The sequence below is a fragment of the Nonomuraea bangladeshensis genome, from assembly GCF_039529455.1.
Classification (GTDB): domain Bacteria; phylum Actinomycetota; class Actinomycetes; order Streptosporangiales; family Streptosporangiaceae; genus Nonomuraea; species Nonomuraea bangladeshensis.
The window spans coordinates 258,094-274,682 of record NZ_BAAAMV010000011.1; the positions used below are offsets into that span (position 1 = coordinate 258,094).

General features: G+C 74.7%; 18 protein-coding genes. 11 read left to right on the top strand and 7 right to left on the bottom strand.

Translation table 11 applies throughout. The features are described 5' to 3' along the window. Positions 1-451 precede the first annotated feature (451 nt). Entirely contained in the window at positions 452-730 is a 279-nt protein-coding gene (locus tag ABD292_RS36315) for a TetR/AcrR family transcriptional regulator C-terminal domain-containing protein (protein ID WP_344215536.1), read from the top strand. Here ABD292_RS36315 and ABD292_RS36320 read toward each other — a convergent pair. Together ABD292_RS36320 and ABD292_RS36325 are read right to left on the bottom strand one after the other, a co-directional pair. Further along, positions 616-1,407: a sirohydrochlorin chelatase gene (locus tag ABD292_RS36320; RefSeq protein ID WP_344215538.1), complete on the bottom strand. Its 792-nt coding sequence runs from the start codon at positions 1,405-1,407 to the stop codon at positions 616-618. The genes ABD292_RS36315 and ABD292_RS36320 overlap by 115 nt on opposite strands. Beyond that, entirely contained in the window at positions 1,404-2,570 is a 1,167-nt protein-coding gene (locus ABD292_RS36325) for a uroporphyrinogen-III synthase (RefSeq protein WP_344215540.1), read from the bottom strand. Before ABD292_RS36325 ends, ABD292_RS36320 begins: the two co-directional genes overlap by 4 nt. 229 nt (positions 2,571-2,799) lie before the next feature. Between ABD292_RS36325 and def the strand changes: the two genes are divergently transcribed. Then, entirely contained in the window at positions 2,800-3,285 is a 486-nt protein-coding gene (gene def / locus ABD292_RS36330) for a peptide deformylase (protein ID WP_344215542.1), read from the top strand. Here the strand turns inward: def and ABD292_RS36335 are convergent. From ABD292_RS36335 to ABD292_RS36345, 3 genes are read right to left on the bottom strand one after another with little or no spacing between them, the layout of a single operon-like run. Further along, on the bottom strand, positions 3,221-3,511 hold the full coding sequence (locus ABD292_RS36335; RefSeq protein WP_425565227.1) for a WhiB family transcriptional regulator: 291 nt from the start codon (positions 3,509-3,511) through the stop codon (positions 3,221-3,223). The genes def and ABD292_RS36335 overlap by 65 nt on opposite strands. A gap of 24 nt (positions 3,512-3,535) precedes the next feature. After that, positions 3,536-4,456 (bottom strand): glycosyltransferase, encoded by a 921-nt coding sequence (locus ABD292_RS36340; protein ID WP_344215544.1) that lies wholly within the window; start codon positions 4,454-4,456, stop codon positions 3,536-3,538. After that, positions 4,453-5,043 carry a D-glycero-alpha-D-manno-heptose-1,7-bisphosphate 7-phosphatase gene (locus ABD292_RS36345; RefSeq protein ID WP_344215546.1) on the bottom strand — a complete coding sequence of 197 codons (591 nt, stop codon included), beginning with the start codon at positions 5,041-5,043 and terminating at the stop codon, positions 4,453-4,455. Before ABD292_RS36345 ends, ABD292_RS36340 begins: the two co-directional genes overlap by 4 nt. Before the next feature lie 204 nt (positions 5,044-5,247). On the opposite strand from ABD292_RS36345, the gene ABD292_RS36350 reads away from it, so the two are divergent. The 9 genes from ABD292_RS36350 to ABD292_RS36390 are packed head-to-tail and all read left to right on the top strand — an operon-like array spanning position 5,248 to position 14,565. Next, positions 5,248-6,879 (top strand): carbamoyltransferase family protein, encoded by a 1,632-nt coding sequence (locus ABD292_RS36350; RefSeq protein WP_344215548.1) that lies wholly within the window; start codon positions 5,248-5,250, stop codon positions 6,877-6,879. Next, positions 6,876-7,925 carry a glycosyltransferase gene (locus ABD292_RS36355; protein ID WP_344215550.1) on the top strand — a complete coding sequence of 350 codons (1,050 nt, stop codon included), beginning with the start codon at positions 6,876-6,878 and terminating at the stop codon, positions 7,923-7,925. Before ABD292_RS36350 ends, ABD292_RS36355 begins: the two co-directional genes overlap by 4 nt. After that, positions 7,922-8,992, top strand: coding sequence for a glycosyltransferase family 9 protein (locus tag ABD292_RS36360; RefSeq protein WP_344215552.1), 1,071 nt, complete (start codon positions 7,922-7,924; stop codon positions 8,990-8,992). The genes ABD292_RS36355 and ABD292_RS36360 overlap by 4 nt, the downstream gene beginning before the upstream one ends. Next, positions 8,989-10,176, top strand: a complete 1,188-nt coding sequence (locus ABD292_RS36365; protein ID WP_344215555.1) for a glycosyltransferase — start codon at positions 8,989-8,991, stop codon at positions 10,174-10,176. Before ABD292_RS36360 ends, ABD292_RS36365 begins: the two co-directional genes overlap by 4 nt. Positions 10,177-10,179: 3 nt before the next feature. Beyond that, positions 10,180-10,728, top strand: coding sequence for a D-sedoheptulose-7-phosphate isomerase (locus tag ABD292_RS36370; protein WP_344215557.1), 549 nt, complete (start codon positions 10,180-10,182; stop codon positions 10,726-10,728). Further along, positions 10,729-12,060 carry a PfkB family carbohydrate kinase gene (locus tag ABD292_RS36375; protein ID WP_344215560.1) on the top strand — a complete coding sequence of 444 codons (1,332 nt, stop codon included), beginning with the start codon at positions 10,729-10,731 and terminating at the stop codon, positions 12,058-12,060. It abuts the gene before it with no gap. Beyond that, positions 12,057-12,731: an SDR family oxidoreductase gene (locus ABD292_RS36380; RefSeq protein WP_344215563.1), complete on the top strand. Its 675-nt coding sequence runs from the start codon at positions 12,057-12,059 to the stop codon at positions 12,729-12,731. Before ABD292_RS36375 ends, ABD292_RS36380 begins: the two co-directional genes overlap by 4 nt. Further along, positions 12,722-13,609, top strand: a complete 888-nt coding sequence (locus ABD292_RS36385) for a glycosyltransferase family 9 protein (RefSeq protein WP_344215565.1) — start codon at positions 12,722-12,724, stop codon at positions 13,607-13,609. Before ABD292_RS36380 ends, ABD292_RS36385 begins: the two co-directional genes overlap by 10 nt. Further along, positions 13,606-14,565, top strand: a complete 960-nt coding sequence (locus ABD292_RS36390) for a UDP-glucuronic acid decarboxylase family protein (RefSeq protein ID WP_344215567.1) — start codon at positions 13,606-13,608, stop codon at positions 14,563-14,565. The genes ABD292_RS36385 and ABD292_RS36390 overlap by 4 nt, the downstream gene beginning before the upstream one ends. Positions 14,566-14,679: 114 nt before the next feature. Here ABD292_RS36390 and mshC read toward each other — a convergent pair whose 3' ends face one another. Both mshC and ABD292_RS36400 read right to left on the bottom strand, forming a co-directional pair. Then, positions 14,680-15,915 carry a cysteine--1-D-myo-inosityl 2-amino-2-deoxy-alpha-D-glucopyranoside ligase gene (mshC, locus tag ABD292_RS36395; RefSeq protein WP_344215569.1) on the bottom strand — a complete coding sequence of 412 codons (1,236 nt, stop codon included), beginning with the start codon at positions 15,913-15,915 and terminating at the stop codon, positions 14,680-14,682. A gap of 10 nt (positions 15,916-15,925) precedes the next feature. Next, positions 15,926-16,576, bottom strand: a complete 651-nt coding sequence (locus ABD292_RS36400) for an NRDE family protein (protein ID WP_344215571.1) — start codon at positions 16,574-16,576, stop codon at positions 15,926-15,928. Between the last annotated feature and the right edge of the window lie 13 nt (positions 16,577-16,589).

Below are 16,589 nucleotides of genomic sequence, written 5' to 3' on the forward strand. Positions count from 1 at the left end.
AATCTGACACTTTTTCGAGGTTTCAGGTAATAATCAGGGGCCGTAGAACTTTGCACTAAGTTGGGATCCGAGCCAAACATCCCACGCATACCAACAATTCGCGATCGACCGGCTTCGCGCCGCGATGCCTACTCCCCTGACCGCGCACGTTAGGCACGCCATGGCGACATCCCATGTAGACCCGTACCAGCGGAGCCAGGACGCCAGACGGCGCGTCCTGGAGATGGCCGTCTCGCTCCGGGAGGACCGCGGCGGCGGCTCCGTGGATCATTTCCTCGCCCTGCTCCAGGACCGGCTCCCGTCCTGGCTGAGCATGCTCCACGATCTTGCACATCGGATCGGAAAAGGGACCGTAGCCGACAATCTTCAACCAATAGCACGAGCAGGCATTCAATATTACATAGACGTACAAAGCGCGGCGCTACCCGCGTTCACCTCGCCGAACGTCACCGTGCGCTTCCGGCAGGCCGTCCGCGACACGGGCCTCGGCCCGTGGACCGAGGCCGCGCCGCTGGCCGCCTACCTCGCGGCCGAGCAGCGCATCGGCAGGGTGCGGGCCGACGCCGACCCGGAGGCCAGCGCCCGCCTGCTGATCGCGGGCTGCTTCCACCGGGCCTACGTCGAGATGTTCGTGGGCGAGGACACCTGCCCGTCGCGTGAGGCCAGCGCCCGGGAGGTGGTGCGCGAGCTGCGGCTGGAGCCGGCGCCCGCCGCACCGGCCGCCGTCTGAGCGGCGCGTACGGCCTCGTCGTGGCGGTGCCAGACGAGCGCCGCCACGTCCGGGTCGGCCCCGAGGGGGTCGCTCACCGGGCCGGGGGCGGCCGCGGCCAGCCGGTCGTGGAAGAAGCCGGGGGCCAGCACGTACGAGGCGACCGCCACGCGCGCGGCCGGCGTCGCGGCGAGCCGTTCCATGGCCTCCCCCAGGGACGGCGAGCCCGCCGACGCGAAGGCCGCCGTGACCGGCCGGGCCAGCCGCACGGCGAGCATGCGGGCGGCGGCCCGTACGTCGGCGAGCCCGGCGGGGTCGGAGGAGCCGGCCGCGCCGAGCACGACCGCGTCCGTGGCGCGCAGCCCGGCCCGGCCGAGCCGCCGGGCGAGCACGCCGGTCAGCAGCCGGTGCGGCCCGAGCCGGTCGGCGACCACCGCGTCGGGCCGGTGCGCGGCGACGATCTCGGGCAGGTCGATGTGGACGTGGTAGCCCGTGGCCAGCAGCAGCGGGACCACCACCACCGGCCCGCGCACGGCCGGGAGCACGTCGGCCAGCAGGGGCGAGCTGATCTCCAGGTAGGTGAGCTCGACCCGCCGCCCGGGACGCGCCCTCCTGACCGCCTCCGCCAGCGCCTCCAGGGTCGCCTCCCCCGCGGCGCTGCGGGTGCCGTGCGCGGCCAGGACGAGTGCGGGCGTCACATCCCCACCTCGTACGGGCAGGCCAGCCGGTAGCCGCGCTTGACCACGGTCTCGACGATGCCGCCGGGACCGAGCGCCCGGCGCAGCCGGGTGACGGCCATCTCGACGGCGTGCTCGGCGGAGTCGCGGGCGAGGCTGCCGGGCAGCACCGTACGCAGCTCGGCGCGGGAGACGACGTGCCCCGGCTTGTCGGCCAGGCGCTTCAGCACCGCCATCGGGGCGGGCGGCAGCGGGCGCAGCTCGCCGTCCACGACGACGGCGTGGCCGCGGATCTCGAGCTGGTGCCCCCCGGCGGCGAGCCGGGTGACGCCGTGCTCGGGCAGGTGGCGGGCGAGGGCGCGGGCCAGCGCGCCGAGCCGCGAGCGGTCCGGCTGCAGGGTGGCCACGCCGCGCGAGGTGAGCGGGTCGGCGGTGACGGGCCCGACGCAGGCGGCCACGACCGGCCCGCCGAAGGCGGCGAGCAGCGCGTCCTCCAGGCCCTCGGCGCGGGCCGCGTTGAGCATGGCGTGGACGGCGGGGGCGCTGGTGAAGGCGACGGCGTCCACCGCGCCGGAGACGGTCTGGGTGATGAGGCGGCGCAGCGGCGAGATGTCCCGGTACGGCAGCCACCGGTAGACCGGGATCTCGATCACCTCGGCGCCGGCGGCGCGCAGCTCGGCCACGAACTCGCTGAGCGGCTCGCCGTGCTGCTGGACCGCGATGCGCCGGCCGCGCAGGTCCTGGGCGAGGAGGTGCTCCTTGACCTCCTGGCAGGACTCGGTGGCGGGCGTCCAGTGGTCGTTGAGCCCGGCGGCGCGTACCGCTCCCCTGGCCTTGGGTCCGCGGGTGAGCAGGCGGGACCGGGTGAGGTGCGCGCCGAGGTCGGCCGACAGGCCCCAGCCCTCGGCGGCGGCCATCCAGCCGCGAAAGCCCACGCCGGTGGTGACGACGACGTCGTCGAGCGGCGCTTCGAGCGCCTGCCGGGTGGCGGCGAGCAGGTCGGCGTCCTCGGCCAGCGGCACCAGCCGGATGGCGGGGGCGCTGACCACGCGCGCGCCGCGCCGCTCCAGCAGCGCGCCGAACTCCTCGCGCCGCCTGGTCGCGGTCACGCCGACGGTGAATCCGGCCAGGGCGTCCGGCGCCGTCTCCGGGGAAGCGCCGTCGCCGACGGGGAGTGCGGTCATGCCGTCACCTCCAGGTACTCGTGGAGGCCTGGCCGGGCCCCGAGCTCCCGGCCAGGCATCACAGGCGCGTGTGACGCAAGTGAGATCACCCTTCGATACTGCTTTCGGGGGGTTTCGCCGCGGGGTCTCTTCTGTTACCGCTGTGCTACAAGGCAGGACCCGGGCGATTGGCGCCTGACGATCATGGGAAGCTCTCAGCGTGACAACGCCGCCTATCGGGGAGCCACGGGTGACGGTCCTGCCCATTCGCACGTTCGACGATCCGGCGCTGCGCGTGCCGGCCGAGCCGGTGCGCGACTTCGACCGCGAGCTGCGCCGGCTGGTGAAGGCGCTGACCGCGACGATGCGGGCCGGCGCGGGCCGCGCGGGACTGGCCGCCCCGCAGGTCGGCGAGCCGCTACGGGTGCTGGTCTACGACTACGACGGCCGTGCCGGCCATCTGGTCAACCCGCGGCTGGAGCTGTCGGAGCGCCGGGTCGTCGCCGACGAGGCGTGCCTGTCGGCCCCCGGCGTGTGGTGGCCACTGGAACGTTCCTACATGGTCACCGCGCGTGGCCGCGACATGTTCGGCAAGCCGGTGACGGTCCGGGCGCTCGGCGTGCTGGCCCGGGTGCTGCAGCACGAGGCCGACCATCTCGACGGCGTGCTGTTCAGCGATCACCTCGAAGCGGCTGAGCGGGAACGGTTTCTGGCCGCCGCGCTGCCGTCGGGCTGAGCTCCCGTCGCTGTTCCGGGTCGGTCCCGCCCCACACGCCGTACGCCTGACGGGTGCTGAGCGCGTACGCGAGGCACGGCTCCCGCACCGGGCAGCCGCGGCAGACGGCCTTCGCCTCCTCGACCTGTGACTGGCTCGGCCCTTCCATCGAGATCGGGAAGAACAGTTCCGGGTCCTGGTCGAGGCAGGCGGCCCTGCGTGTCCAGTCGAGCATCATCATGCTCATGGCGCCTACCCGGACGGATGCCGGTCATACCTCGCTGAGCAGCCGATCCCAGTCGGCGAGGAAGCGGCCGAGCCCGTAGCGCGCCAGAGCGGCGGCGCGGGCGGCCTTCCCGGCCTGGGCGGCGCTCTCCGGATCGCGGGCGAAGGCGTGCAGGGCGTCGGCGAGCACGTGCACCCTGGTGGAGAGCACCCCGGCCTCCGGCGGCACGGCCTCGATCGCCTCGGTGGCGGCCAGCGCCACGATCGGCATGCCGAGGTGCATGGCCTCGATGAGGGCGAGGCCGAGCGAGGTCCACCGGTACGGGTGCAGGTAGACCCGGCGGCGGGCGAGCTCGGCGTGCATGACGTGCCGCGGCAGGTCCTCGTAGGTGCCGTACGGCAGCCCCTCGACCTTCATGCCGAACACGTCCAGCGGGACGCGCTCGTGGAAGCGCGGCAGCAGGTCGGTGCCGGCGACGCGGGTGCGGCGTACCGGCTCGTTGACCACGACGCCGGCCCTCGGCAGCTCGCCGGTGTAGAGGGGGCCGGGGTCGGGGACGCCGTGCTCGATGACGCGGGTGGGCGCGCGGCCGTTGTCCCAGTAGAGCTCGTTGAAGTGGGTGACGTGGACGAGCGTGACGGCGTCCTGGCCGGCCAGCGGGTGGCGGGTGCGGGGCACGTCGCCGGCCGGGGTGTTGTGCTCGACGTACACGGCGGGCACGTCGCGGCCGAGCCACTCCCTGGCCAGGCGGGGCTCGTGCGGGCGCTGGCAGACGACGACGTCCACGTGCTCGTGGCGCAGCCGGTCCCAGGGCACCTCGCGGGCGGCGGCCGGCCAGTCGTAGGTGTCGGCCCGCCCCCGCCCGTCGGGTCCCCTGCCGGGGACGAGCGGCAGCAGGTACTCGTGCGCGCCGCGGACGAAGGCGTCGGTCCAGGATCCGTGCACGTGCCAGAGCAGGATCCTCACCAGCGGCTCCAGCCCATGGCGCGGGCCCACGGCGCGGCGACGGCCGCCACGGGCCCCTCGGCGTCGCTGAGCACGCGGTCCACCACGTCGGCCAGGTCGTCGGCGACCTCGGGCGCCTGGTCGATCTCCTCGGGCAGGGTGATGGCGGTGGGGACGAGGATGCCGCGGGCGCCGGCGGCGCGCGCCGCCTCCATGTCCCGTCCGATGTCCCCCACGACCACGCACTCGCGCGGGCTGACGTCGAGCACGGCGGCCGCCCTGATCACGAGGCCGGGCGCGGGTTTGCGGCAGGTGCAGCCGTCGCCGTCGTCGTGGACGCAGATCGCCCACGCGTCGAACGGCCCGAGCAGCTCCTCCACCCGCGCGTTCACCTGGTCCATCTCGTCGGGTGTGAGCAGGCCCTTGGCCACGCCGGACTGGTTGGTGACCACGGCCACCGGCACGTCGGCGCGGCGCAGCCGGCAGAGGGCCTCGACGGCTCCCGGCATGGGCTCGACCCTGCCCGGGTCACCGTTGTAGGGCACGTCCCTGATCAAGGTCCCGTCCCGGTCGAAGAGCACGGCGCCGGGACGTCGTCGTTCGAACACCTCTCAACCACCTCTCGCCCCACTCTCGCCTTGGTGGCGTGCCGCCCAGCTACCCGGGGGCAATTCCGGCAAACAACCACGCAGCGTGACCATCGCCCGGCGAAATGGGGTGTTCCGCGAGCGTTTTAGCACTTCGGGCGGTTGCGCGATGTTTGACTACCGCTTCTCTCGGTAGCGGTTCTCCATCCCATCGGGGGAGGCACGATGAGGTTTCTCGGGATCAACGCGGTCTTCCATGACCCGGCGGCGGCGCTCGTCGCCGGGGGGCGGATCGTCGCCGCGGCGGAGGAGGAACGCTTCAGCCGCCGCAAACACGGCAAGCGGCCGCTCGCGTTCTCCGCGTGGGAGCTTCCCGAGCAGGCCGCCGCGTGGTGCCTGCGCGAGGCGGGCCTCTCCCCCGAGGACGTGGACGCGGTCGCCTACTCCTACGACCCGTCGCTCGTGGTGCGGCGGCCGGAGGGCGACTGGGAGGACCTGCGCACGACGTACGCGGTGCGCGCCCCGCTGTTCCTCGCCACGGCGCTGCCGGGGCTGGATCCGGCGCGGGTGACGTACGTGCCGCACCACGTGGCGCACGCGGCCTCGGCGGGCCTCGCCTCGCCCTGGCGCGACTGCGCGGTGCTGGTGTGCGACGGCCGCGGCGAGAACGTCTCGCACCTGGCGGGCCGCTACCGGGACGGCGAGCTGGAGGTGCTGGCCGCGCAGGAGCTGCCGCACTCGCTCGGCCTCCTGTACGAGGACGTCACCGAGCACCTGGGCTTCCTGCGCTCCAGCGACGAGTACAAGGTCATGGCGATGGCCTCCTACGGCCGGCCCCGGCACCTGGACGCGCTGCGCGAGGTGATCCGCGCGACCGGCGACGGCGGGTTCCGCGTCGAGCCGGTCGACTGGAACGGCTACGCCAAGGCGCTGCCCAGGGGCGCCCCGTGGACCTCCGACCACGCCGACCTGGCCGCCAGCGTGCAGGCGCGGCTGGAGGAGGTGCTCATGGAGCTGGCGCGCTGGCTCCACGAGCGCACCGGCGAGCGGCGCCTCGCCCTGGCCGGGGGCGTCGCGCTCAACTGCGTGGCCAACACGCGGCTGCTGCAGGAGGGGCCGTTCGCGGAGGTGTGGGTGCAGCCCGCGGCCGGCGACTCCGGCACCGCGCTCGGCGGCGCGCTGCACCTCGCGCAGGCGTACGGCGAGCCGGCCGCGCCCATGGGCACCGCGGCGCTGGGGCGCGGCTTCACCGACGAGGAGCTGGGCGCCTGGCTGGACGTGGCGCGGGTGCCGTGCACGCGGCCCGCCGACCTCGCCGCCGAGGTCGCGGCCGAGCTGGCCGCGAACCGGATCGTGGCCTGGTTCCAGGGCCGGTCCGAGTACGGCCCGCGGGCGCTCGGCCACCGGTCGCTGCTCGCGCATCCGGGGCACGCGGCCAACACCGAGCGGCTCAACGACGTCAAGGGGCGCGAGCAGTTCAGGCCGGTGGCGCCGATGGTGCTGGAGTCGCGGGCGCGTGAGGTCTTCGGGCGGGGGCCGGTGCCTTCGCCGTACATGCTGTTCGTGCACGACGTGCGCCCCGAGTGGGCGGCCCGCGTTCCGGCGGTCGTGCACGTGGACGGCACCGCCCGCGTCCAGACGGTCTCGCCGGACGCCGAGCCGCTGGTGGCGCGGCTGCTCACCGAGTTCGAGCGGCGCACCGGGCTGCCGGTGCTCGTCAACACCAGCCTGAACACGGCCGGCCGGCCCATGGTGGACGACCCGCGCGACGCCCTGGAGTGCTTCGGGTCCGCGCCGGTGGAGGTGCTGGTCCTCGGCCCGTACGTGGTGCGGCGGCGGGAGGTGTTCCGCTCGTGATCACCACCCTGATCACCGTCGTGATTCCCACCGTCGGGCGGCCGTCGCTGCGCGAGACGATCGCCGCGGTCGGCCCCGGCGTGCCGGTCGTCGTGGTGGACGACCGCCCGACTGTTACTCGTCGCGTCGCGTCGTGTACATTCGGTGACGGCGGTGGCAGCCACTCAAGGGAGTTCGGCATGCCCACCGTTCTGAAACATCCGCCTGCCCACGTGCGCCTGGTGCGCAGTGGCGGAAGAGGCCCCGCGGCCGCCCGCAACGCCGGATGGCGTGCGGCGGACACCCCCTGGATCGTCTTCCTCGACGACGACGTGATCCCCGAGCCGGGCTGGGCGGACGCGCTCCGCGCCGACCTGGCCGGCCTGCCCGGCGACGTCGCGGGCAGTCAGGGCCGCATCGTCGTCCCGCTGCCGGAGCACCGGCCGCCCACCGACGGCGAGCGGCACACCGCCGGGCTCACCGGCGCGTGGTGGGTGACCGCCGACATGGCCTACCGGCGCGCCGCGCTGGAGGAGGCCGGCGGCTTCGACGAGCGCTTCCCCCGCGCCTACCGCGAGGACGCCGACCTGGCGCTGCGCGTGACGCGGGCCGGGCACCGGCTGGTGCGCGGCGCGCGCGTCACGCGGCACCCGGTCCGCCAGGACGGCTTCTGGGCCAGCGTGCGCTTCCAGCGCGGCAACGCCGACGACGCGCTCATGCGGCGCCTGCACGGGCCCGGCTGGCGCGCGCTGATCGGCGGCGGGCGCGGCCGGCTGCGAACGCATGCCGCGACCAGCGCGGCCGGGCTGTCCGCGCTGGCGCTGGGCGCGCTGGCCACGCGGCTCCGGGGGCCGGTCGTCCCCGGCACCCCCGCGCGGCTGGTCCCGGCCCTGGCCGTGGCGGCCGGGGCCGCCTGGGCGGGGCTGACCGCCGAGTTCGCCTGGCGCAGGATCGCGCCCGGTCCCCGTACCCCCGATGAGCTGTGGCGGATGGCCGTCACCAGCGTGGTGATCCCGCCGGTCGCGTGCGTGCACCGGATGCGGGGGGAATGGAAGGTGCGCCGATGAGCGACAGGACGCTGCGAGCCGCCGGCGGGCCCGGCGGCAGGGGGCGCGTGCTCGTCGCCCGGCTGGACGACGCCGGTGACGTGCTGCTGGCCGGTCCGGCCGTGCGGGCGGTGGCCGCGCACGCCGCCGAGGTGGTCTTCCTCGCCGGCCCCAACGGCCGGGCCGCCGCCGAGCTGCTGCCCGGCGTGGACCGCGTGCTCACCTGGCGGGCGCCGTGGATCGACCACACTCCCCCGCCGGTCGGCCGGGAGCAGGTGGACGACCTGGTCGCCCGCCTGCGCGGCATCGACGAGGCGGTGATCCTCACCTCCTTCCACCAGTCGGCGCTGCCGCTCGCGCTGCTGCTGCGGCTGGCCGGGGTGGCGCGGATCGCCGCGATCAGCAACGACTACCCGGGCTCGCTGCTCGACGTCCGCCACCGGTGGGACGAGAGCGTGGACGTGCCCGAGGCCGAGCGCATGCTGGCCGTGGCCCGGGCGGCGGGGTTCCCACCGCCGGCGGGCGACGACGGCAAACTCGCTGTTCAACACCCCCTGCCGGATATCACCGCGATTACCGGGCACTTCTTCGGTGTCGGCGCCGAGGCCGACAAAGGCTCTTATGTCGTGGTGCATCCAGGGACGTCGGCACCCGCGCGCAACTGGCCCGCCGAACGGCACCGGCAGGCCGTGCGGGAGCTGACGGAGGACGGGCATCGGGTCGCCGTCACCGGCACGGAACGAGACCTCACCGCCTACGTCGCCGGCGACGACGCCGCCGACCTCGGCGGCGCGACCACTCTGGCCGAACTGGCCGCCGTGATCGAACGGGCGAGCGTGCTCGTGGCCGGCAACACCGGCCCCGCGCATCTCGCGGCGGCGGTCGGCACGCCGGTCGTGAGCCTGTTCGCCCCCGTCGTCCCGGCCGCCCGGTGGGCCCCGTACGGGGTCGCGACCGTGCTGCTCGGCGATCAGCAGGCGCCCTGCAGGGACAGCAGGGCGCGCACCTGCCCGGTCCCCGGACACCCATGCCTGTCCCAGGTCACGAGTGAGCAGGTGGTCAAGGCAGTGAGGGAGCTGACGCAGTGAAGGTCGATCTCATCTCCGAGCACGCGGACCCGCTGGCCGCCGTCGGCGGCGTGGACTCGGGCGGCCAGAACGTGTACGTGGCCGCCCTCGCCCTCGCGCTGGCCGATCGCGGCCACCAGGTCGTCGTCCACACGCGGCGCTCGTCGCGGACCCAGCCCCGCTCGGTGCGCCTCGGGCCCGGCGTCGTCGTCGAGTACGTCCCCGCCGGCCCGGCGGCGCACGTCCCGAAGGACGAGCTGCCGCCGTACATGCCCGAGTTCACCGACTTCCTCGCCGACCGCTGGGCGATCGACCCGCCCGACGTCGCGCACGCGCACTTCTGGATGAGCGGGCAGGCCGCCCTCCAGGCCGCCGACGGCTTCCCCGTGGTGCAGACGTTCCACGCCCTCGGCACGGTCAAGCGGCGCTGGCAGGGCGAGGCCGACACCAGCCCCGCCCACCGGATCGACACCGAGCGGGAGATCGGCAAGCACGCCGACGCCGTCCTCGCCACCTGCGGCGACGAGGTGGGCGAGCTGTGCGCGATGGGCGTCCCCGAGCAGCGCATCACGGTGGTGCCCTGCGGCGTGGACCTGGACCACTTCCGGCCCGACGGCCCCAAGGCGCCGCGCACCGCGGGCCCGATGATCCTCAGCATCGGCAGGATGGTGCCGCGCAAGGGCGTGGACACCGTCATCGCGGCGCTGCGCCAGGTGCCCGGGGCCGAGCTGGTGATCGCCGGCGGCGGCCCCGACGACGAGGAGGCCGTCCGGCTGCGCGCGCTGGCCGCGGCCTACGGCCTGGAGGAGCGCGTGCACGTGATCGGCAGCGTGCCGCGCGCCCACGTCCCGGCGCTCATGCGCGCGGCCGACGTACTGGTCACCGTCCCCTGGTACGAACCGTTCGGCATGGTCACGGTCGAGGCCATGGCCTGCGGCGTCCCCGTCGTGGCCTCGGCCGTCGGCGGACATCTCGACACCGTGGCCGGCTGCGGCGTGCTGGTCCCGCCGCGCCGGCCGCGGGCGCTGGCCAGAGCGCTGCTCGACCTGCTCGGCGACGAGCACGAACGGGCCCGCGTCGGCGCGGCGGGGGCCAGGCGCGCCCGCGAGCGCTACGGCTGGCCGCGGGTCGCCGAACGCACCGAGACCGTCTACGCGCAGGTCATCGGCGGCAGGCTGTGCGGCCTAGAGGCGATGGGGGGTTAGCGGATGGACGTCCATCTCGAAAAGCTCTGGAACACGCTGGAGAAGGTCGACGAGCAGGCCGCCGTCGTACGCGCCTGGGGGGCGTGGCTGGCCGGCTCGCTCGGCTGCGGCGGCCGGCTGCTGGTGTGCGGCAACGGCGGCTCGGCCGCCGAGGCGCAGCACCTGTCGGCGGAGCTGGTCGGCCGCTTCCGCGACGACCGGCGGCCGTACGCGGCGATCGCGCTGCACGCCGACACCTCGTCGATGACGGCGATCGCCAACGACTTCGGGGCCGAGGAGGTCTACGCCCGCCAGGTGCGCGCGCACGGGCGGCCCGGCGACGTGCTCCTGTGCCTGTCCACCAGCGGATCCAGCCCCAACGTGCTGGCCGCCGCGCGCGCCGCCCGCGAGGGCGAGGTGCTGGCCTGGGCCATGACCGGCCCCGGCCCCAATCCGCTGACCGAGCTGTGCGACGGCGCGGTGGTCGTCCCCTCCGAGGAGACCGCCACCGTGCAGGAGGTGCACCTGGCCATGATCCACCTGCTGTGCGAGGCACTAGAGGAGGCACTGTAGATGGGGCCGCTCGTGGTGATCGGCGACACGCTGCTGGACGTCGACGTGGAGGGGGACTCCGGCCGGCTCTGCCCGGACGCGCCGGTTCCCGTGGTGGACGTCGCCGCGGAGCTGGCGCGGCCGGGCGGGGCCGGGCTGGCCGCGCTGCTGGCCGCCCGTGACGGGGCCGAGGTCGTGCTGATCACGGCCATCGGCGAGGACCCCGACGGGCACCGCCTGTGCGGGCTGCTGTCGGAGGAGCTGGACCTGCTCCGGCTGCCGCTGAGCGGCGGCACGGTGCGCAAGACCAGGGTCCGCGCGCGCGGTCAGACCCTGGTCAGGCTGGACAGCGGCGACGGGCTGGCCGGCTGCGCGCCGACCGACGCGGCGATGGAGGCCGTGCGGCGGGCCGGGGCGGTGCTCGTGTCCGACTACGGCAGGGGCGTGGCCAGGATGGCGCGCGAGCTGCTGTACGGCATCGACGTGCCGGTGGTCTGGGACCCGCATCCCCGGGGCGAGCAGCCGATGCCCGGCTGCGCGCTGCTGACGCCGAGCGAGGCGGAGGCGCGGGCGCTGTGCCCGACCGGGTGGGCGGGGCCCGAGCAGGCGGCCCGGCAGCTCGTACGCAAGCTGCGGGCGCGGGCCGTGGCCGTGACGACGGGCGCGCACGGGGCCGCGCTCGCCGTGGAGGGCGGCCCGTTCGCGCACGTGCCGCCGCCGGTGCAGGCCGGCGGCCGGGACGCGTGCGGCGCGGGCGACCGCTTCGCCGGCGCCGCGGCGCTGGCGCTGCGCGACGGCCTCGACGTCAGGGACGCGGTGACCATCGGCGTCGGCGAGGCCTCGCGCTTCGTCGAGCGCGGCGGCGCCGCCAACGTCAAGGTCGCCGAGCAGCAGCTCGGCGACCGGCCGCGCACGGCGCTGGAGGTGGCCGAGTTCACCCGCGCCAACGGGGGGCGGCTCATCGCCACCGGCGGCTGCTTCGACCTGCTGCACGCGGGCCACGTGAGCCTGCTGCGGCGGGCCAGGGCGCTCGGCGACGCGCTCGTCGTCTGCGTCAACTCCGACGATTCGGTACGCCGCCTCAAGGGCCCGCAGCGGCCCGTCGTGGACGTGCGCGACCGGGTCGAGGTGCTGCGGGCGCTCAGCTGCGTGGACGCGGTGCTGGTGTTCGAGGAGAACACCCCGGACCGCGCGATCGCGCTGCTGCGCCCCGACGTGTGGGTCAAGGGCGGGGACTACGAGGGGGAGTTCCTGCCCGAGTCCGAGGTCCTCGGCAGGCTCGGCGCGGAGATCGTCGTGCTGAGCACGCTGCCGGGGCGTTCCACGACCAACCTGATCAGGGAGATCCAGTGAAGATTCTGATTACCGGGGGAGCCTCCGGACTCGGCCTGGCCACCGCCGAGGCCGTGGAGAAGGAGGGCTGGCGGGCGCTCGTCGTCGACGTACGCCCGCCGGACCAGCGCTTCGAGCACGTCACGGCCGACCTGGCCGACCGGGGCGAGGCCGAGCGGGCGGTCCGCGAGCTGGCCGAGCGGGCCGGCGGCCTGGACGGCGTCGTCACCGCGGCCGGCATCGACGTCTGCGGCCGGATGGAGGACGTGCCCGCCGACGACTGGGAGCGGGTCGTCAAGGTCAACCTGCTGGGCACGGCGTCGGTCATCCGGGCGGCGCTGCCGTACCTGAAGCACACCCGCGGCAGGATCGTCACCTGCGCCTCGACGCTGGGGCTGCGGCCGCTGAGCGACGCCTCGGCGTACTCGGCCTCGAAGTTCGGCGTCGTCGGCCTCACCCGCGCGCTGGCCGTCGAGCTGCGCGGCGAGGTGGGGGTCACCCTGCTCGTCCCCGGCGGCATGCGGACGAGCTTCTTCGACGGCCGTCCCGAGCAGTACAAACCGGGCCCGGAGGCCGGGCTCAACGACCCCGCCGACGTCGCGCAGACCGTCGTGTTCGCGCTGCGGCAGCCGGCCGGATGCGAGGTGAGAGAGCTCGTGGTCTGCCCCTCGACGGAGACGTCATGGCCCTAGAGCTCCTGGCTCTGCGCGGGCTCGGCCTGGGCGACCTGCTCACGGCCGTGCCCGCGCTGCGGGCCCTGCGCCAGGCGTTCCCCGGCCACCGCGTCACGCTCGCCGCGCCGCGGGCGCTGGAGCCGCTGCTGCCGCTGATCGGCGCGGTGGACGGCCAGGTGCACGTCGCCGGGCCGGGGCCGGTGCCGGTGGACGAGCTGCCGTACGGGCGGCCCGACATCGCCGTCAACCTGCACGGCAAGGGGCCGCAGAGCATCGAGGCGCTGCGGGCCACGAGGCCGGGCCGGCTGATCAGCTACGGCACGGGACCGGTGTGGCGCGAGGGCGTGCACGAGGTGCGCCGCTGGTGCGAGCTGCTGGAGTGGCACGGCATCCCGGCCGACCCGGCCGACCTGACGCTCGGGATCTCCGACCGCAGCGGCCCGGCGATCGTCCATCCGGGCGCGTCGTTCCCGGCGCGGCGGTGGCCTCCCGAGCGCTTCGCGCAGGTCGCGGCGGCGCTGGAGGACGTGGTGGTCACCGGCGACGAGCGGGAGGTGCCGATCGCCCGCCGGGTCGCCGAGCTGGCCGGGCTGCCGCAGGAGCGGGTGCTGGCCGGGCGCACCGGGCTGGCCGACCTGATCGACCTGATCGGCCGGGCGCGGCTCGTCGTGTGCGGCGACACCGGCGTGGCGCACCTGGCGACCGCGTTCTGCGTGCCGTCGGTGGTGCTGTTCGGGCCGGTCTCGCCGGCGCTGTGGGGGCCGCCGCCCGGCTGGCGGCACGTGGCGCTGTGGGCCGGCGAGAACGGCGACCCGCACGGCGAACAGCCGCATCCCGGCCTGCTCAAGATCGAGGTTTCCGAAGTCGTCGAAGCTGCCCTGGAGGTGACGTCATGAGGGCTCTGGTCACGGGAGGCGCCGGGTTCCTCGGCTCGTACCTGTGCGAGCGGCTGCTGGAGGAGGGCGCGGAGGTCGTCTGCATGGACAGCTTCCTCACCGGTGGGCCGCGCAACGTCGAGCACCTTCTGGAGCGTCCGGGGTTCCGGCTGGTCGAGAGCGACCTGACCGGGTTCGTGCACGTGCCGGACCGGCTGGACCTGGTGCTGCACTTCGCCTCGGCCGCCTCGCCCGCCGACTACCTGCGCTATCCCATCGAGACGCTGCGGGTGGGCAGCGTCGGCACCCTGCACGCGCTCGGCCTGGCCAGGGAGAAGGGCGCCCGGTTCATCCTCGCCTCCACGAGCGAGGTGTACGGCGACCCGCTGGAGCACCCGCAGAAGGAGACGTACTGGGGCAACGTGAACCCGGTGGGGCCGCGCAGCGTGTACGACGAGGCCAAACGCTTCGCCGAGTCGCTGACCACCGCCTACCGGCACGCACGCGGCACCGACACGGGGATCGTACGCATCTTCAACACCTACGGCCCGCGCATGCGGCCGTTCGACGGCCGGGCGATCCCGACGTTCATCCGGCAGTCGCTCATGGGCGAGCCGATCACGGTCACCGGCGACGGCTCGCAGACCCGTTCGATCTGCTACGTCGAGGACACCGTCTTCGGGATCATGGCGATGGCGCGCAGCGACTTCGCCGGCCCGGTCAACATCGGCAACCCGGACGAGGTGACCATGCTGGAGCTGGCCACCCTGATCCGGGACCTCGCCGGGTCGTCCTCGGAGATTACCTTCATCGACCGGCCCGCCGACGACCCGAAGGTGCGCCGGCCCGACACCACGCTCGCCGCCGAGCGGCTGGGCTGGCGGGCGCGGGTGCCGGCCGAGGAGGGGCTGCGCCGCACCATCGAGTGGTTCCGCGCCGAACTCGGCGCGGAGGACCGGCTGGAGCGGGCCTTCTGACGGTCGCGGGCGGGGTCGCGGGCGGGGACCGCACGAACGGGATCGTCGGCGGGACCCGCCAGGCGGAGCCGCCGGGCGGGGATCACCGTCGGACAGAACCGCCGGACAGGGCCCTCAGGCGGGGGTTCGGAGTGTGACGCCGAGCAGGGCGTCGGTCAGGTCCGCGACCAGGGCCGGGGCGGTGGGGTCCGAGCCGCCGCCGGCCAGCGCGTCCGCCGCCCAGGCGTCGATCGCCGCCAGCGCGCCGGGCGTGTCGAGGTCGTCGGCCAGGCGCTCGCGCACCCGCGTCAGCAGGTCCTCGGCGGGCGGCCCCGACTCCCGCGCGACGGCCGCGCGCCACGTGGCCAGCCTGCGCTCGGCCTCGGCCGTCAGCTCCGGCACGTACTCCCAGTCGGCGCGGTAGTGGTGGGCCAGCAGCACCAGGCGGACCGCCATCGGGTCGTGCTCGGTGCGCAGCCGCCGGACGAAGACCAGGTTGCCCCGGGACTTCGACATCTTCTCGCCGTCGAGCGCGACCATGCCCGCGTGGGTGTAGAACTTGGCGAACGGCCACTCCCCCGTCAGCGCGTGGCCCTCGGAGGCGCCGCACTCGTGGTGCGGGAAGATCAGGTCGGAGCCGCCGCCCGCGACGTCGTAGCCGGCGCCCAGGTTGTCCAGCGCGATCGCGGTGCACTCGATGTGCCACCCAGGACGTCCCCTGCCCAGCCGGGAGTCCCAGGCCGGCTCGCCCGGCCGCTCGGCCCGCCACAGCAGCCAGTCGAGCGGGTGGCGCTTGCCGGGCCGGTCGGGGTCGCCGCCGCGCTCGGCGAACAGCGCCGTCATCTCGTCCTCGTCGTAGCCGGAGACCTGGCCGTACTTGGGGGCGTCGGCGACGCTGAAGTACACGTCGCCGTCGAGGTCGTAGGTGACGCCCTTGTCCGACAGCCGCGCGATCGACTCGGCCACCCGGTCGACGACCTCGGTGACGCCGACGTACTCGCGGGGCGGCAGGATGCGCAGGGCCTCCATGTCGCCGCGGAACAGTTCGATCTCCCGCTCGGCCAGCTCCCGCCAGTCGACGCCGGTCTGGGCGGCCCGCTCCAGCAGCGGGTCGTCCACGTCGGTGGCGTTCTGGGTGTAGTGGACCTCGTGGCCGGCGTCCAGCCACATCCGGGCCACCAGGTCGAAGGCGTGGTAGGTGTTGGCGTGGCCGAGGTGGGTGGCGTCGTAGGGGGTGATGCCGCAGACGTACATCCTGGCGGTCGGGCCGGGGTCGGTCTGCCTGACCTGCTTGGCGGACGTGTCGTAGAGACGCAGCGGAATGCTCTCACCGGGGAGCTTGGGGACGTTCTGGGCAGACCACGATCTCATGCCTTTGAGCCTATCCGTCCGTTTCCTGTGTCAGGTCGGTGAAGTCGTACGTGACCTCGTCCGGCGACAGTGCGACCTCCATCACCGACAGCGAGGCGAAGATCCGCCCGTCGGGCAGCTCGTGCCGGACGATGAGCGCGCCGGGATCGGCCGACGGCTCGGCCGCGGCCAGGTCGCGCCAGGTCTCCGCCGCCTCGAAGCGCGGCAGGTGCGCCAGCACGCGCGGGCTGGCCGGGTCGAGGCCCTCGTTGACCACCATGCTGGTGCCGTCCGGCAGGTCGGCCGTGGTCAGGCGCTCGCCGTCCCAGCTGAACAGCCGGACCCCGTCGAGCGTGGCCAGGACCAGGTGGAAGGGGTCGTAGCGGGACAGGTCGCCGCGCGGCCCCTCCCCTGTGTACGCCGCCCGCAGCGCCAGATCCCCCCGCGAGACCTTGGTCCGCTCGGCGGCGGCCCGGCCACGGCCGTTGAGCAGGGCGGCGGCGCGCCGGGCGGCCGGGTTGACCGCCAGCCAGGTGCCGCCGGCCTTGAGGTCGCGCCCGCCGACGACGCCCGGGTAGTCCGGCCAGTGCTCCCCCGGCCCCTCCCAGGGCCGGTCGGTGAACTCGTCCCGCACGCCCATGAGGGTCAGGGGGCGTCCCGTCCGTACGATCAGCGTGCACATGGGCAAAGGGTAG

Excerpts from the sequence above, each read along its gene's own strand:
- ABD292_RS36360 (WP_344215552.1), top strand. The coding sequence starts at position 7,922 with ATGAGCGACAGGACGCTGCGAGCCGCCGGCGGGCCCGGCGGCAGGGGG.
- ABD292_RS36400 (WP_344215571.1), bottom strand. The coding sequence starts at position 16,576 with ATGTGCACGCTGATCGTACGGACGGGACGCCCCCTGACCCTCATGGGC.
- ABD292_RS36390 (WP_344215567.1), top strand. The coding sequence starts at position 13,606 with ATGAGGGCTCTGGTCACGGGAGGCGCCGGGTTCCTCGGCTCGTACCTG.
- ABD292_RS36325 (WP_344215540.1), bottom strand. The coding sequence starts at position 2,570 with ATGACCGCACTCCCCGTCGGCGACGGCGCTTCCCCGGAGACGGCGCCG.
- mshC (WP_344215569.1), bottom strand. The coding sequence starts at position 15,915 with ATGAGATCGTGGTCTGCCCAGAACGTCCCCAAGCTCCCCGGTGAGAGC.
- ABD292_RS36375 (WP_344215560.1), top strand. The coding sequence starts at position 10,729 with ATGGGGCCGCTCGTGGTGATCGGCGACACGCTGCTGGACGTCGACGTG.
- ABD292_RS36385 (WP_344215565.1), top strand. The coding sequence starts at position 12,722 with ATGGCCCTAGAGCTCCTGGCTCTGCGCGGGCTCGGCCTGGGCGACCTG.
- ABD292_RS36335 (WP_425565227.1), bottom strand. The coding sequence starts at position 3,511 with ATGAGCATGATGATGCTCGACTGGACACGCAGGGCCGCCTGCCTCGAC.
- ABD292_RS36370 (WP_344215557.1), top strand. The coding sequence starts at position 10,180 with ATGGACGTCCATCTCGAAAAGCTCTGGAACACGCTGGAGAAGGTCGAC.
- ABD292_RS36350 (WP_344215548.1), top strand. The coding sequence starts at position 5,248 with ATGAGGTTTCTCGGGATCAACGCGGTCTTCCATGACCCGGCGGCGGCG.